This window comes from Pseudomonas peli, from assembly GCF_050563605.1.
Classification (GTDB): Bacteria; Pseudomonadota; Gammaproteobacteria; order Pseudomonadales; family Pseudomonadaceae; genus Aquipseudomonas; species Aquipseudomonas peli_A.
The window spans coordinates 42,223-56,719 of the sequence record NZ_JBNXUH010000011.1 but is presented as its reverse complement, the minus strand read 5'-3'; the positions used below and the strand labels follow the sequence as shown (position 1 = coordinate 56,719).

Annotated in this window: 16 protein-coding genes and 1 tRNA gene; 7 read left to right on the top strand and 10 right to left on the bottom strand. The window is 61.1% G+C overall.

Going from position 1 to position 14,497, the window contains the following annotated elements; all coding sequences use genetic code 11:
* Positions 1-5: 5 nt before the first annotated feature.
* From ACQ4LH_RS14555 to ACQ4LH_RS14535, 5 genes are all read right to left on the bottom strand, one after another.
* Entirely contained in the window at positions 6-800 is a 795-nt protein-coding gene (locus ACQ4LH_RS14555; RefSeq protein ID WP_430697806.1) for a substrate-binding periplasmic protein, read from the bottom strand.
* A 127-nt stretch (positions 801-927) separates the two neighbouring features.
* A complete protein-coding gene (locus ACQ4LH_RS14550) occupies positions 928-2,091 on the bottom strand; it encodes an EAL domain-containing protein (protein ID WP_430697805.1) in 1,164 nt (387 codons plus the stop codon).
* A gap of 74 nt (positions 2,092-2,165) precedes the next feature.
* Positions 2,166-2,522 (bottom strand): hypothetical protein, encoded by a 357-nt coding sequence (locus ACQ4LH_RS14545; RefSeq protein ID WP_430697804.1) that lies wholly within the window; start codon positions 2,520-2,522, stop codon positions 2,166-2,168.
* Complete coding sequence (locus ACQ4LH_RS14540; protein WP_430697803.1) at positions 2,519-2,902, bottom strand: phage holin family protein; 384 nt, start codon at positions 2,900-2,902, stop codon at positions 2,519-2,521. Before ACQ4LH_RS14540 ends, ACQ4LH_RS14545 begins: the two co-directional genes overlap by 4 nt.
* Before the next feature lie 11 nt (positions 2,903-2,913).
* Positions 2,914-3,231, bottom strand: a complete 318-nt coding sequence (locus ACQ4LH_RS14535; protein WP_090248105.1) for a DUF883 family protein — start codon at positions 3,229-3,231, stop codon at positions 2,914-2,916.
* Positions 3,232-3,609: 378 nt separating this feature from the next.
* Here ACQ4LH_RS14535 and ACQ4LH_RS14530 point away from each other — a divergent pair, with 378 nt between their 5' ends.
* Positions 3,610-4,818 (top strand): ammonium transporter, encoded by a 1,209-nt coding sequence (locus ACQ4LH_RS14530; RefSeq protein ID WP_430697802.1) that lies wholly within the window; start codon positions 3,610-3,612, stop codon positions 4,816-4,818.
* A gap of 73 nt (positions 4,819-4,891) precedes the next feature.
* Here ACQ4LH_RS14530 and ACQ4LH_RS14525 read toward each other — a convergent pair whose 3' ends face one another.
* Positions 4,892-6,142 (bottom strand): OprD family porin, encoded by a 1,251-nt coding sequence (locus tag ACQ4LH_RS14525; RefSeq protein ID WP_430697801.1) that lies wholly within the window; start codon positions 6,140-6,142, stop codon positions 4,892-4,894.
* 259 nt (positions 6,143-6,401) lie between these two features.
* Here ACQ4LH_RS14525 and ACQ4LH_RS14520 point away from each other — a divergent pair, with 259 nt between their 5' ends.
* Genes ACQ4LH_RS14520 through ACQ4LH_RS14510 form a run of 3 tightly spaced genes read left to right on the top strand, consistent with a single transcriptional unit; the run spans position 6,402 to position 8,780 of the window.
* Positions 6,402-7,556 carry a DUF5610 domain-containing protein gene (locus tag ACQ4LH_RS14520; RefSeq protein ID WP_430697800.1) on the top strand — a complete coding sequence of 385 codons (1,155 nt, stop codon included), beginning with the start codon at positions 6,402-6,404 and terminating at the stop codon, positions 7,554-7,556.
* Positions 7,557-7,606: 50 nt separating this feature from the next.
* Positions 7,607-7,849 (top strand): glutaredoxin family protein, encoded by a 243-nt coding sequence (locus ACQ4LH_RS14515; RefSeq protein ID WP_430697799.1) that lies wholly within the window; start codon positions 7,607-7,609, stop codon positions 7,847-7,849.
* Between the two features lie 46 nt (positions 7,850-7,895).
* The gene (locus tag ACQ4LH_RS14510) at positions 7,896-8,780 is read left to right on the top strand and encodes a chemotaxis protein CheV (protein ID WP_430697798.1); all 885 of its coding nucleotides are present in this window, start codon (positions 7,896-7,898) and stop codon (positions 8,778-8,780) included.
* 51 nt (positions 8,781-8,831) lie between these two features.
* Here the strand turns inward: ACQ4LH_RS14510 and ACQ4LH_RS14505 are convergent.
* The 3 genes from ACQ4LH_RS14505 to mobA form a co-directional block, all read right to left on the bottom strand.
* Positions 8,832-8,908 (bottom strand) — tRNA-Pro (locus ACQ4LH_RS14505).
* Between the two features lie 142 nt (positions 8,909-9,050).
* Positions 9,051-9,272 carry a YgdI/YgdR family lipoprotein gene (locus ACQ4LH_RS14500; protein ID WP_160015517.1) on the bottom strand — a complete coding sequence of 74 codons (222 nt, stop codon included), beginning with the start codon at positions 9,270-9,272 and terminating at the stop codon, positions 9,051-9,053.
* A 77-nt stretch (positions 9,273-9,349) separates the two neighbouring features.
* Positions 9,350-9,931: a molybdenum cofactor guanylyltransferase MobA gene (gene mobA, locus ACQ4LH_RS14495; protein ID WP_430697797.1), complete on the bottom strand. Its 582-nt coding sequence runs from the start codon at positions 9,929-9,931 to the stop codon at positions 9,350-9,352.
* A gap of 67 nt (positions 9,932-9,998) precedes the next feature.
* Here mobA and moaB point away from each other — a divergent pair, with 67 nt between their 5' ends.
* Positions 9,999-10,538, top strand: coding sequence for a molybdenum cofactor biosynthesis protein B (gene moaB, locus ACQ4LH_RS14490; RefSeq protein ID WP_275961613.1), 540 nt, complete (start codon positions 9,999-10,001; stop codon positions 10,536-10,538).
* Entirely contained in the window at positions 10,535-11,749 is a 1,215-nt protein-coding gene (locus ACQ4LH_RS14485) for a molybdopterin molybdotransferase MoeA (RefSeq protein ID WP_430697796.1), read from the top strand. Before moaB ends, ACQ4LH_RS14485 begins: the two co-directional genes overlap by 4 nt.
* Before the next feature lie 5 nt (positions 11,750-11,754).
* Here ACQ4LH_RS14485 and ACQ4LH_RS14480 read toward each other — a convergent pair whose 3' ends face one another.
* Complete coding sequence (locus ACQ4LH_RS14480) at positions 11,755-12,780, bottom strand: AraC family transcriptional regulator (RefSeq protein WP_430697795.1); 1,026 nt, start codon at positions 12,778-12,780, stop codon at positions 11,755-11,757.
* A 120-nt stretch (positions 12,781-12,900) separates the two neighbouring features.
* Here ACQ4LH_RS14480 and ACQ4LH_RS14475 point away from each other — a divergent pair, with 120 nt between their 5' ends.
* Positions 12,901-14,496 carry an FAD-binding oxidoreductase gene (locus ACQ4LH_RS14475; RefSeq protein WP_430697794.1) on the top strand — a complete coding sequence of 532 codons (1,596 nt, stop codon included), beginning with the start codon at positions 12,901-12,903 and terminating at the stop codon, positions 14,494-14,496.
* The last annotated feature ends 1 nt before the right edge of the window (position 14,497 follow it).

Sequence of the window (14,497 nt, the reverse complement as noted above, 5' to 3'; positions counted from 1 at the left end):
GTTACCTAAGGCATATAACGCTGACGCAATTCGGCTTCACGCGCTTCGCGCTGTTGGCCAAGGGCCTGCCAGAAGCGCATGGCTAGCTGCGGGTGGCGTTGGTAGAACGGCTGTGACAGCGGCAGGTGCCAGTCCGCTTGGAGCAAGGGGTGCGGGAGAAACTGCAGCTGTTCTTGCAGCTGCAGTTCGGCGATCAGCGCCAGGCTGATATTGCGTTCGATCACGAAACCATCCAGTCGCCCGCTGGCTACCAGTAGCAGGGCTTTGTCGGGTTGCAGTGAAACGCTGTTAAGGGCGCCCAGATCGGCCAAGCGCTGGTGGGTTAGATAACCCAGCGGCGAGCTCAGGCCGTACTTGAGGTTGGCGAAGCGCTGGCCATCCCAGCTCAGGCGCGTGTCGCGGCGGGAGGCAATCGGGTAGTCGACCTGCCAGAGCCGATACTCCCGCTGCACTGGCTGGCCACGTTGCGGGTCGCGGCCGGGGAACTGGCCCCAGGTGTCGCGTTCTGCCTGCCAGATGGCCGGGAAGATGCCATCCACTTCGCCTTTTTGCAGGGCAAGGATGCAGCGTTTCCAGGGCTGGCGTTGCCAGTCGATGGTCAGCCCGGTCTGGGTCGCGGCAGCCTGAATAAGCTCCAGCAGAATGCCGGGGCCAGGCGCTTGTGCGTTGTTCGCGGGGAGGGTGAACGGCGGGTGATCCTGCAGCTGGTAGCACAGGCGCAAAACCGATGGCCCCTCGGCCTTGAGCGTCTGGGGCAGCAGTATGAGTACAAGCAGTAAGCTGGAGATGGCCGCTTGCATGATGCTGAGTCGCCGTGGGCGGTGGAACACCCGGCAGCCTCAATGGGCTGCACTCTGCGTTGCATGTCCTTCCTTGATTGTGGCCACGCCAGGGCATTCGTCAATGCCCTGGGATGCTCGCGCGAGCCTAGAAACCGGCAGCGTCGATATCGATCAGCAGCAGCCGTTTGCCGTTATCGATAAATTGCCCAGCGGTCAGGCAGTACTGGTTGGTGGTGGCATCGCGGTAGGTGCTGGAGAGAATCAGCCGGCGTTCTTCCCAGCCTTCGGCCAGCAGCTGATAGAAGTACGGCCGCCAGGACCAGTTATGCCCGACATAGCGGGCATCGCTGTGCCAGCTATGCTCGCGCCATTCCAGGTTGGCGGTCAGCTGGGTGCCGTGGCGGTCGCATTGGTAGATGCGCAGCAGCCAGGGGTAGGCGTGCGGTTGTGGCAGCTGATCGGCTGGCGAACCGTCCTCGATCCAGGTTTTGAAGCTGTTCATCAGTTCGCCCAGCTGCTGGCGCAGGGTCATCAAGCGTGCGCGCTCGGCGAGTTTTTGCTGCACGTAGTGATCGCGCAACTGGGCGAAGCGTTTGACGAAGGCGTGGCTGCTGAAGAAGGCCTCTTCCGGTTTGGCAAACAGGTAGCCCTGTACATAACGCGCCCCGCACTCCAGGGCGAAATCCAGTTCGGCTTCGGTTTCCACACCTTCGGCGATAATCCAGCAGCCGGTCTTTTCCGCCATCTGCGCCAGGGCCTTGACGATCTCACTGCTCGGGCCGCCGCGCGCGGCCTGTTGAAACAGGCGCATGTCCAGCTTGAGGATGTCCGGCTGCAGGGCCAGCACGCGGTCGAGTTGCGAGTAGCCGGCACCGAAGTCGTCGATGGCGATGCGTGCGCCGGCTTGTCGATAGCGCTCCACCACGCCCGGCAGACGCGTGCTGGCGCCGCCCAGTTCGGTGATTTCAAAGACGATGCGCGCCGGGTCGATGCCGCTGCGTTGCAGCTGTTTGAGGCTGGGCAGGGCTTGCTCGGGGCGCAGCCGGCTGATCCAGCGGGGGGAAATATTCAGGCTGAGGAACCAGTCCTGCGGGGCTTCATGAAAGCGCGTCAGGGCTTGCTCGCGCACCTCGCGGTCAAGGCGGCGCAGAGCGGTAGGTGGGGTTCTCGGGTCACTGAACAATGGGCCTGCCGAGTGCAGCCGGCCATCATCGCTGCGCAGGCGTGCCAAGGCCTCGACACCGGCAATACGTCCGGTGGCGGTATCAATAAAGGGTTGGAATACAGCAAGCGGTTGACCGTTGAACACTGCGCAGTTCCTTAGCCAGGCAAGACGCCCCAGTGGGCGGCGTAGCTAGGTGGCTAAGCAAGATCGTGGCCAGCTCAATCCCCTGCGCGGGTATCTTTAGTCGAGTCTGCGGGTGTGTCCGGGCGCCGCGGCGGATTGCGCCTGAGCAGCGGGAAGGCGATCAGCGCGATGCGCAGCCAGCGTCGCCATTGGCCACGGCGGATGCCGATGGTTGCCAATAGCAGGGCTCCGCCAGCGACCCAAAGTGGTGCGTTGCTATTGCCCAGTTCTTCACGCCAGTTATTGCGCCAGTGTTGCGCCTGACGCAGCGGTTGCAGCATCACCAGGGTTTCGTGGCGCAGTTCCTGGCGGTGCATTTCCAGACGCATGCGCAGTAGGGTTTTGCGTAGCTCGCGGCGCGAGGCCTTAGCGGGTAGCTCGGGCATAGTCATGGCAGCAGTTGCTCACGGTCGCGGGCCAGTTCTTCAAGGCTGGCGCTGAAGGGCGCCGGCGCATTGCGTACACGCTGCAACAGCGCGATCAGGGTGCCGAGCAGGCCCACTGCATAGAAGGCACACAGGGCGCTGATAACCAGCAGGCGGTGCGTCTCCCAGAAGGTAATCAGCAGTGCGGCGGACAAGCCGATAACCAGCAGCAGGCCGAACAGCAGGCTCAGGCTGGTGAGTACCAGTAGGTTGAGAGTATGGCTTTGCTGTTCTTTGAGCTCTTCGCCAAACAGCGCGATGTGGCCCTGCAATAACCCCAGCAAGGCGCTGGCAAATCGCCGTGGCGAACTGCCGCGACTTGGCGGGGTGGACGGTGTTGCATCCATTAATGTTCTCTTTAACGGCGGGTAATCAGCATGCCCAACAGCAGACCGATAGCGGCAGCAATGCCGAGGGTTTGCCACGGGTGAGTCTGCACATAGCCTTCGGTGGCTTCAATAGCCGCTTTGCCGCGTGCATGCAGGGCGTCTTCGGCATTGTGCAGGGTGCTGCGTGCGCGGCCTAGGCTGCTGCGGATCTGCTCGCGCAGCTCTTCAGCTTGTTCGCCTGCGAGGCTGGCTGAGTGCTGCAGCAAGCTTTCGGTATCGCGTACCAGCGCCTGGAATTCGTCAAGTAACTGATCCGAGCTGGATGATACGGGGGTCTTACGAGCCATGGTGTCTCTCCTTATGACGAGGGCAGTGTAGGGGTTTCGAGTCCCCTGTGGGGCCGTGGTTCCTTTTTTCTTGCCTGCGCGGCTGCTGCTGATGGCCTATCGGCTGGTACAGCGCTTGCATTGCGCTGGTGCGCGCTCTTGCAACTACGCTCCTTTATGGGGCTGCAAGGGTTCTGGCCAGGACGCCGTGGTGCATCAATAACTTCTTAATAACTATGGAATAAGTACTTCGAGACAAGGTTCAGTCAGCACCGGCTTGGTGCTGTACAGGCTCGGTCTCGGCAAGGTGGTTTCGGATAAGTGCCGCTATATGGTGCGTATTTATCGGTTTGTGATCCGCTTTGGTGCTTTTTCCCCGCGACGGAGTTTTCTTCGCAGATGGAAAACATCAACAGTGCTGTGGAAACCCTGATTCACGGCTCCAATACCCTGTTTATCCTGCTCGGTGCCGTGATGGTGCTGGCCATGCATGCCGGCTTTGCCTTTCTCGAAGTGGGTACGGTCAGGCAGAAGAACCAGGTCAACGCCTTGTCGAAGATCATCTCCGACTTTGCCGTATCGGCCCTGGCCTATTTCTTTGTCGGGTATTGGATTGCCTACGGCGTGACCTTCCTTGAGCCAGCCAGTGTGCTGACTGAAGGCAACGGCTATGCGCTGGTGAAGTTCTTCTTCTTGCTGACCTTTGCTGCGGCCATCCCGGCGATCATTTCCGGTGGCATCGCCGAGCGCGCCAAGTTCGGCCCGCAGCTGTGTGCCACGGTGCTGATCGTGGCCTTTATCTACCCCTTCTTCGAGGGGATGATCTGGAACGGCAACTACGGCGTGCAGGCCTGGCTGGAAGCGCAGTTTGGCGCAACCTTCCATGACTTCGCCGGCTCGGTGGTGGTGCACGCGATGGGCGGCTGGCTGGCCTTTGGCGCGGTGATCCTGCTGGGTCGCCGTGATGGGCGTTACCGCGAGGGCCGCCTGGTGGCCTTTGCCCCGTCGAATATTCCATTCCTGGCGCTGGGCTCGTGGATTCTGATCATCGGCTGGTTCGGCTTCAACGTTATGAGCGCACAGACCCTGGGCAGCGTCAGCGGCCTGGTGGCGGTCAACACCCTGATGGCGATGGTCGGCGGCACAGTGGCCGCCTTGCTTGTTGGCCGTAACGACCCAGGCTTCCTGCACAACGGTCCGCTCGCTGGCCTGGTGGCGGTGTGTGCCGGTTCCGACCTGATGCATCCGGTCGGTGCCCTTGTCACTGGCGCCATTGCCGGTGCGTTGTTCGTCTGGGCGTTTACCGCGACCCAGGTGAAGTGGAAGATCGACGACGTGCTCGGCGTTTGGCCGCTGCACGGTCTGTGCGGCGTGTGGGGCGGTATTGCCTGCGGCATCTTCGGCCAAGAGGCGCTGGGTGGCCTGGGCGGCGTCAGCCTGGCCAGCCAGTTTGTCGGCACCGCGCTGGGCGTGGTGGTGGCCTTGATTGGCGGTGTGCTGGTGTACGGTGTGTTGAAAGCCACCGTGGGCATCCGCCTGAGCCAGGAGGAGGAGTACTACGGTGCCGACCTCTCGGTGCACAAGATTGGCGCCGTCAGCCAGGATTGATGGCTACGTGTTAATGCAAAAGGCCCGGACAATGTCCGGGCCTTTTTTGTTGCGACCGCTTAAGCGTTGAGGCTTAGAACAGCGGCAGGGTGTAGCTGACGATCAGACGGTTTTCGTCGAGGTCGCCGATGCTGGCATTGGAGCGCACCATCGCGTTACGCCAGCGGAAAGCCAGGTTCTTGAAGGTGCCTTCTTGAATGGTGTAAGTGATGTCTAGGTCGCGTTCCCACTCTTTCCCGTTGCTGCCATCTGCAAGGTCAAATCCATCACCTGTTACGTAGCGAACGAAAGCACTCAGGCCTGGCACACCGTAAGTGGCGAAGTTGATGTCATAGCGCGCTTGCCAGGACTGTTCGTTCGCACGGGTGAAGTCGAGGATTTGCAGATAGCTGGCAATAGCTGGGTCGGTTTCGCCCAGAAACGGGAAGGGGTTGTCGCCACTGCTGTCCTGATAACCCAGGCGGAAAGTGTGAGCACCAATCCCAGCGGATAGCATTAATGAGGTGAGGTTGTTATCAATTTTGCCGACTAGGTTGCGGCCATTTTCTGACGAGTCGAAGTAGGCAAGGTTGGCTCCCAGTTTCCAGTCGCCAATCGGCTGGGTATGGATCAGGTTGTACATCTTCTGGTCATAGACATCCTGCAGCTCGCCGTACCACAGACCGGCCGTGGTGTTGCCGGCATTGAACTGGTAGGTGCCACCGCCGAAGTTGTAGCGGTCGCTGACTCCAGTTGCGTAATTGGTAGTACGGATGTCTTCACGGTTGGTCGAATTGCGGAAGTTGGTTTGACGCAACTGACCGCCATTTAGCGTCAGTCCGGCGATCTCCTGGGAGGTGATCATGGCGCCGTCAAATACCTGAGGTAGCAGACGCGAATCGCCGGAGGAGACGATCGGCAACTTGGGCATCAAGCCGCCCACTTTGAGCACGGTGTTGGATAGTTTGGCTTTCACCGCCGCAGAGGCTTCGCCATAACTTCCTGGGCCCTCATTGCCAAAGGCGCTGGGCAGCAGCCCTGTGCCTGCACGGTCATCGTCTGAACTGAGCTTAAGGCCGGTGCCTGCGTATGCATCGAGGCCAAACCCTACGGTGCCTTCTGTAAAGCCCGACTCGACTTTCAAGATAAAGCCTTGAGCCCATTCTTCAGCCTTTGCCTGGCCGGATGCGGGGCGGTCGCGGAAGTCGCGGTTCATATAGAAGTTGCGCAGCTCGAGGCTGGCTTTGCTGTCCTTGATAAACTCTGCCTGGGCCAGCGATGGCAGGCAGAGGCAGGTGCCCAGTGTGGCGAATGCCACAGCGCGAGCGAGGGGAGATTGAGTCATTATTGTTAGCTCCTCGTGTGTGCGGGTCGGCTTGTGGCCGATCTGTTACAGCGAGGCGCAATAAAGCATGGGCGTTGGTGCTTGGCCTTTAGACTTTGGTCTGCTCGGGTGCTGCCTGATACGGCCTAGTGCGCAGCGGATGCCAGTGCAATCGCTCTAGAATGCCTGGCGCGCCGTTGATCGGTTTATCCGCAGTTAGGCTAAAGTTTTATCCCGTACGGCCGCCAACCAGTCAGATACACCGCCTAGGTACTTTGCCATGAACCCCCTGGCCTCAAATTTATCCTCTGCTTCACGTCCTACCTCCGCCACTGCTCAGCCTGTTGTGCGCAATGCTGCTGACGCGCAGGCAACACTGGCCAATCGCCTGGCTGAACGCCTGGGGCTTGAGCCCGGCGCGCTGGCCGGCAAGGCCAATGATTACACCCCGGAGAAAGTCGCCGGGCGCATTCTCGGTTTTATCGAGCAGCGCCTGCAAAGCGAACAAGCCGCCGGTGCCGATACCGGCAAGCTGCAGAAGCTTCTCGATCAGGCCCGTAGCGGCGTGGAAAAGGGCTTTGCCGAAGCGCGCAAAATCCTCGACGGCATGGGCGTTCTGCAAGGCAAGGTGGCGAGCGATATCGACGACACCTACCAGAAAATCCAGGACGGTTTCAGCGACCTAGACAAACGCTTTAATCCGGATGCTGCGCTGGTTGACGGTACTACCAAGCTCGCTGCTTACAGCGAGCGGTTTGCCGCACAAGCGGAAACCTTCGATATGGAGGTGACCACCCGTGATGGTGACCGCCTGCGTATTTCCATTGCCCAGGCTTCGGCCAACTGGTCGCAGAGCGGCGTTGTCGCCAGCAGCAATGGCAACGGCAGTTCGGTAGTTGCCAGCAGCCAGTCCGGCAGCATGCAGATCGGTGCCTGGCAGGTCAGCGTCGAAGGCGAGCTGGATGACGAAGAGCGCGCCGCGCTGGAAAAGCTCTTCGGCCAGGTGCAGGACCTCTCCAACAAGTTCTATGCCGGTGATCTGTCTGGCGCCTTCGACCGCGCCATGGCGTTGGAAATGGATGGCGAGCAATTGGCATCCATGTCCCTGCGTCTGACCCAAACCACTGTGCGTCAGGCAACCGATGCCTACAGCGCCGTGGCGCAAGACGGCGGCCAGGCGGCCAGTGCGGTCAACAGCTCGTTGATCGACTATGCCCAGGGCTTGCTCGAAGCGTTGCGTAGCGCCAATCAGGTGGCTGAAGAAGGCACAGCTAAAACCAGCCTGCTGGATATGCTCAAAGGCGGCTTCTCGCTGGATGAGCGTTTCGACAGCGGTCGTCTGGACAAGGCTGAGCAACTCAACAGTCGTTTGCTCGATGGCCTGCAGAACCTGCTCAACCCCGCCCTAGACAGCAGCAAGTCCACGAACGCCTGAACCTGGGGCAGTGCTAAACTGCACCTCCAGTAGTCAGTGGAGGTGCGCAGATGCTCCCGGAATGCCAATTATTCGGTACGCTCGGCTGCCACCTGTGCGAGGTGGCCGAAGTGTTGCTGATGCCTTTTGTCGAGCACGGCCTGCTGGTCGAACTGGTCGATATTGCCGAGCATGAACACTGGGTCGAGGACTATGGTCTGCGCATTCCGGTGCTGCGTCGCAGCGATACCGGAGCCGAGTTGAACTGGCCATTCGAAGCCGAACAGATTGTCGAGTTCCTGCGTAGCGCCTGATGCTCAAGGTGCGCGCGGTCAGTGATTTATTGAAGGAAGAAGATCAATGAGCATGGTGCTTGGAGACGCCCTGTCGCTGCTGCTGTTCCGTTTGCACAGCGGCCGCTTGCTGGGGATCAATCTGCTCAAAGTTCAGGAAATTATTCCCTGCCCCACGTTGACCAAACTGCCCAGCCGCCATCCTCATGTGCGTGGCGTGGCGACCCTGAGGGGTTCGGCGCTGACGGTGATCGATCTGGCCAAGGCCATCGGCGAGCAGGGCGTGCCTGGCAACAACGACGGTTGTCTGATCGTCACCGAACTCAGTCGCTCGCGTCAGGGCCTGCATGTGCAAAGCGTGGAGCGCATCGTGCAGTGCTACACCCGCGATGTACGCCCGCCGCCAGCAGGTTCTGGCAGCAAAGCCTTTATCACTGGGGTGACGCAGATCGACGGCAAGATCGTGCAGATTCTCGATATCGAAAAAGTTCTGCACGAACTCGCGCCGATGATTGTCGAGGAGCTGGACGAGCAGCTGTTGTCCGAGCGCGAACGTGCGCTGCTCAAGGGGCGTCGCGTGCTGGTGGTGGATGACTCCCACGTCGCGCTGCACCAGACCATGATTACCCTGCGCAAGCTGGAGCTGGATTGCCAGATGGTGCGCAGCGCCGCCGACGCCCTTGAGTTGCTGCAGCGGCAATTCGATGCCGGGGAGCCCATCGAGGTGCTGGTGTCGGATATCGAAATGCCGGAAATGGACGGCTACGACCTGGTGCGTACGCTGCGCAAGAAGCCGGATATCGGCCAGATCTATGTGCTGCTGCACACCTCACTCGACAGCACCATGAACACCGAAAAAGCCAAGGCAGTTGGTGCCAATGATGTGCTGACCAAGTTCTCCATCGTGGACCTGAGCAAGGCCCTGGTGCATGCGTTCGAAAGCTTGCAATAACCTTTCTCCAGACATAAAAAGCCCGCGATTAAGCGGGCTTTTTATGTGATCTGGTCGGAGAGACAGGATTCGAACCTGCGACCTTCTCGTCCCGAACGAGACGCGCTACCAAGCTGCGCTACACTCCGAATGGGTCAGAAATTTTACTGAGAAAGTTTTACCGCACAAGGGCTTAGGTTTTAATTTTTGCTATTGGCCAAGCGCGTTGAATATATCGATCAGAGCCCAGGCGCTGGGCAAGTAGTACGTGGCAACGCCTGGGTTATCTGCTTACAGCTCTTTGACGGTACGCACTTGATCCTTGTTGACCTTGGCGCGTTTGCCATCGAGTTGTTCGAACTCGTAGAAGCCCGAATCCTCGTCAAAATTCGGCTCGTCGATGGTCTGAATTTCGCGGCCATCATTGAGGGTGATTACCGTTGGCGACGCGCAACCAGTCAGCGCGACCAGGCCCAAGGTAAGCAGCAATGCTGGAATAATCCGCTGAGACATGGGTTTCTCCTTGATTGGATAGAGGTTTTTACCCTGCTTGTGACGAAACTTTGTCGGTCAAGTTCCCTTGCCGGCGTTTATCCGCGTGTCGTCAACAAGTCGGGCGTGTTGAAGTTGGCCAGGCGAGGGTCACCGAGTGGGCACTCCACTGTCAATGGATTAAGGCTGCGCAACCAGCGTTGCGGGCTGCGTTCGCCGGCTTGCCAGGCCTGTTCCAGGTCGGCATGCAGTGCACGGGGAATGACGCTGAACAGCGGCTCGAGAAACTCGCCCTGCCGTACCACGACTGCGCGCTCACCGGCCAGGTTCAGTAGCGCCTCAAGCAGCGGTCTGTCGAGTTGCGGGGCATCACACGGCAGGATCAATACATTCTCCTGGCGCGCGGCGCGCAGGCCGGCGCGAATGCCCGCCAGCGGGCCTTGGAAGTCCGCCTCGTCATCGCTAACCAAGCGATCTGCGAAGGGCGCATAGCGCTCGGCGTTGCGGTTGCAGGAGATAAGCAGGTCGTCGGTTAGCGGTCGCACCAGCTCGTGCAGCCAGGCAATCAGCGGGCGGCCTTGCCAGTCGAGCAGGCCCTTGTCAGCGCCGCCCATGCGTTGCCCACGGCCGCCAGCAAGCAGCAAAACAGAACAGCGGGGCAGGGTGGTGGGAGCGGGCATGCGCAGTCTCCGAAAGCGGGCCTGTGATATAACGGCGGGCATTATCGCCCATAACTGGAAGCCTGCCATGAACCACAAGGCCGAGGCACATTTCGTGCCCTTGAATATCGCGGTGTTGACCGTCAGCGACACCCGCAGCCTGGAAACCGATACCTCCGGCCAGCTGTTTGTCGACCGCCTGCAGGCCGCTGGTCACCAGCTCGCCGCACGGGTTTTGCTGAAGGACGATCTGTACAAAATTCGCGCCCAGGTCGCCACCTGGATTGCCGAAGATCAGGTGCAGGTGGTGCTGATTACTGGCGGTACCGGCTTCACTGGCCGCGATAGCACCCCGGAAGCGGTGAGCTGTCTGCTGGATAAACAGGTCGATGGTTTTGGTGAGCTGTTCCGGCAGATTTCCGTGCCTGATATCGGCACCTCGACCATTCAATCCCGCGCCTTGGCCGGCCTGGCTAACGGTACCCTGGTGTGCTGTCTGCCGGGTTCGACCAATGCCTGCCGCACGGCGTGGGATGGCATCCTCGGCGAGCAGTTGGATAACCGTCATCGCCCGTGCAATTTCGTCCCGCATCTCAAGTCGGTGGCCGTCTGCGAGAGCCGTGGATGAGCTGCTGTGACAAGCTGGGATTGATGCCCGTTGAGGCGGCGCTGGCGCGCTTGCTGGCGCAGGCCGAGGCCAGCGCGATTGTTGAATGCGAGCGGGTCAAGCTGAGCGATGCCGCTGGCCGGGTATTGGCCGAGCCGTTGCTTGCCGAGCTGGATCTGCCGCCTTGGGACAACAGTGCCATGGATGGCTACGCCCTGCGCCTGGCCGATTGGAATGACGAGCCTCTGGTCGTCAGTCAGCGTATTCAGGCCGGCAGTGCGCCTGCGCCTTTGCAGTCCGGCACCTGCGCGCGGATTTTTACCGGCGCGCCTCTGCCAGCCGGTGCCGATAGCGTGGAAATGCAGGAAAACGCTGTGCTCGGCGAGGACGGCCGCGTTGCCTTTAGCGAGCCGCTGAAGCTCGGGCAGAACGTGCGCGCCCAGGGCCAGGAAACCCGTATCGGCGACTCGGTATTGCCGGTCGGTACTCGTTTAGGGCCGATTGAACTGGGCCTGGCTGCGTCCCTGGGTTGCGCCGAATTGACGGTGCGTCGGCGGCCGCGCGTGGCGGTGTTATCGACTGGCGATGAGCTGGTTGAGCCCGGTCAGCCGCTCGGCCCCGGGCAGATCTACAACAGCAACCGCCGTTTACTGATCGCCTGGTTGCAGCGTCTGGGCTGCGAGGTTGTGGATGGCGGCATTCTGCTTGATGACCTGGAGCTGACCCGCGCGGCGCTGGGCGCGCTGAGCGGCGTCGACCTGATTCTCTCCACCGGCGGTGTGTCGGTGGGCGAGGCGGATTTCCTCGGCATGGCCCTGCGCGAAGAGGGTGAGCTGGCGCTGTGGAAGTTGGCGATCAAGCCGGGCAAACCGCTGACCTGCGGGCAGTTCCGTGGCGTACCAGTAATCGGCCTGCCGGGTAATCCGGCTTCGACCCTGGTGACCTTTGGCCTGCTTGCGCGGCCGTATCTGCTGCGCCGCCTGGGCGTGCAGCGGGTCGAACCGTTGGGCTTTCCGATGCCGGCCGGTTTCGTTTGGAGTAAAGCTGGCAATCGCCGCGAATACCTGCGCGCGCGTCTGGAAAACGGCCGGGTGGTGCCTTACCCGAACCAGAGTTCCGGGGTGCTGCGCAGCGCCGCCTGGGCTGAGGGTTTTGCTGAGGTGCTGGAGAACACCACCTTGAGCGAGGGCGATAGCCTGAGGTTTATCCCGCTAAGCGAGATTCTCGGCTAGCGCCGTTACGCTTTGCGCTGGCTCTCGCGAAATTCGCCTGGGGTCTGTCCGGTCCAGGTCTTGAAGCTGCGGTGGAACGAGCGCGACTCGGTAAAGCCCAGGTAGCTGGCGATATCCTGTATCGTCAGGTCGCTGCGCAACAGGTAGTGCTCGGCCAGTTCCTGGCGCAGTTCATCGAGAATCTGCTGGTAGCTGGTGCCGGCCAGTTGCAGATGACGCTGCAGGGTGCGCACCGTCATATTGAATTTCTCCGCGACCCGTTCCTTTCTCGGCAAACCATCCTTGAGCAACAGACGCAGGGCGTTCTTTACCCGCTGTGGCAGCGGCTCGTTGTCGTCCAGCCCGGCCATCAGGGTCAGGGCGTGTTCTTCCAGGGTGCGCAGCAGGTTGGCGTCGGCTTGGCGCAGCGGCACGGCGAGGTATTCCAGCGGCACGATCAGCGCATTGCCGCTTTGCTCGAAGCGGATCGGGCAGCCGAAAATCGCCTGGTACTCGGCAATATCGCCGCCTTCAGGCAGTGCGTGCTCGAACCACACCTCCCGCGGCGAACTGTCCGAATCGGAGATCCAGCGCGCATACAGCAGCCAGGAAGCCAGCACGTTTTCCACCATATGCCGGCGGATCGGTTGAGCCTGATGGCGGCAGGTCCAGATCAGGCGAACATGGTCGTTGGCCGCCTCGACCCGGCTGACGCCCATATCTCCCACCAATTTCTCGTAAGGCACGATGCGACTCATGGCCTCACCCAGTGTTGCGCAGTTCATGGTGATATAACCCAGCACGCTCCAGGAGCCTGGCTGCACAAAACGCGCGCAGTGCAGACCGAACAGCGGATCACCAGACACGCGCAGCAAATGCGCGAGCAGGCGTTCATGGGTTTCGCTGGGGATGCGCTTGCTGTTGTCGGCCAGGTCCTCGGCCTTGATGCCGGCCGCCGTCAGCGCCTGATCGATATCCAGACCCAGCTGCTCGGCATGGCGCAGGTATTTGAGCAGGGAGGGGACTGAGGTGTAGCCGAGGTTGTCGGTCATCTTCTTATTCTGAATGTCTTGATTGGCGATAGCGCCTGGCCCGATTCGACAGTGACGCTCCTGGGCGGCCAGCTAGTATAGGCAGCCATCGAGGGTGACTGAAATATCCGGGAGACACAGATGCGACGTTGGAACGGCTGGGGTGATGAAGCAACAGTGGTGGAACTGCCGGCCCATGGCGAGGCTTTTCTCGCCGAACTGGTCGGCCCTGGCCAGGTGCTGGCCGATGCCAGCCTGGAGCAGGTGCTGGCCCAGGTGCCCGCCTCGCGTCTGCAAGCCCATCCGCTGATTTGCCTGAATGCCGAAGACCGCGTGCGCCATGCCCGTGGCCAAAGCCTGCCAGATTGGTTGGCGATGCGTTCTGGCGATTTTGGCGTGTTTCCCGATGGCGTGGCTTATCCGGAGAGCGCCGCGCAGATCCGCGAGTTGCTAGCCTGGGCCAGTCAGCAGGATCTGATCGTGATCCCCTATGGCGGCGGCACCTCGGTGGCCGGGCATATCAACCCGCAGGCCGGCAACAAACCGGTGCTGACCCTGTCGCTTGAGCGCATGGGCAAGCTGATCGAGATCGATCACGACAGCCTGATCGCTACCTTCGGCCCCGGTGCCACTGGTCCTCAGGTGGAAAGCCAGTTACGCGCCCAAGGCTACACCCTCGGTCACTTCCCGCAATCCTGGGAACTGTCGACCCTCGGCGGTTGGGTCGCCAGCCGTTCCAGCGGCCAGCAGTCGCTGCGCTACGGGCGCATCGAGCAGCTGTTCGCCGGCGGCAAGGTCGAGACCTTTGCAGGCACCCTGGAGATTCCGACCTTCCCGGCGTCTGCTGCCGGCCCCGATTTGCGCGAAATCCTGATGGGTTCGGAAGGGCGCTTCGGCATCATTTCCGAGGTCAAGGTGCGCATCACTCGTCTGGCCGAGCAGGAAAACTTCTATGCGGTGTTCCTGCCCAACTGGCAGCAGGCGCTGCTCGCCATCCGCAGCCTGGCTCAGGCGCGGGTGCCGCTGTCGATGCTTCGCCTGTCCAATGCCATCGAAACCAAGACCCAGCTGGCCCTGGCCGGCCATCCGCAGCAAATCGCTTGGCTGGAGAAATACTTGGCCCTGCGCGGCGCACGCGATGGCAAGTGCATGCTGACCTTCGGCGTGACCGGCAGCCGCACACAGAACGCCGCCTCGCTGAAACAGGCGAAGAAGCTGCTGAAGAGCTTTGACGGCGTATTTACCGGCACCCTGCTGGGCAAAAAGTGGGCGGAGAACCGCTTCCGTTTCCCTTATCTGCGCCACGGCCTGTGGGCCGCCGGTTATGCGGTAGACACCCTGGAAACCGCCACCGACTGGAGCAACGTCGACAGCCTGCTGAACAAAGTCGAGGCCAGCCTGCGCAATGGCCTGAGCGAGGAGGGTGAACAGGTGCATGTGTTTACCCACCTGTCCCATGTCTACAACGAGGGTTCGAGCATCTACACCACCTATGTGTTCCGCCCGGGCAATAGCTACGCCGAGGCTATGGCGCGCTGGCAGAAGCTCAAGCACGCCGCCAGCCTGACCATCGCCGAGAATCGCGGCACCATCAGCCATCAACACGGTGTCGGCCGCGATCACGCGCCTTACCTGCCGGTGGAGAAGGGCGAACTGGGCATGGCCACGCTCAAGGCGTTGGCCGGGCATTTCGATCCTGAGCAGCGCCTGGCACCTGGCGTGCTGATTCAGGATTGAT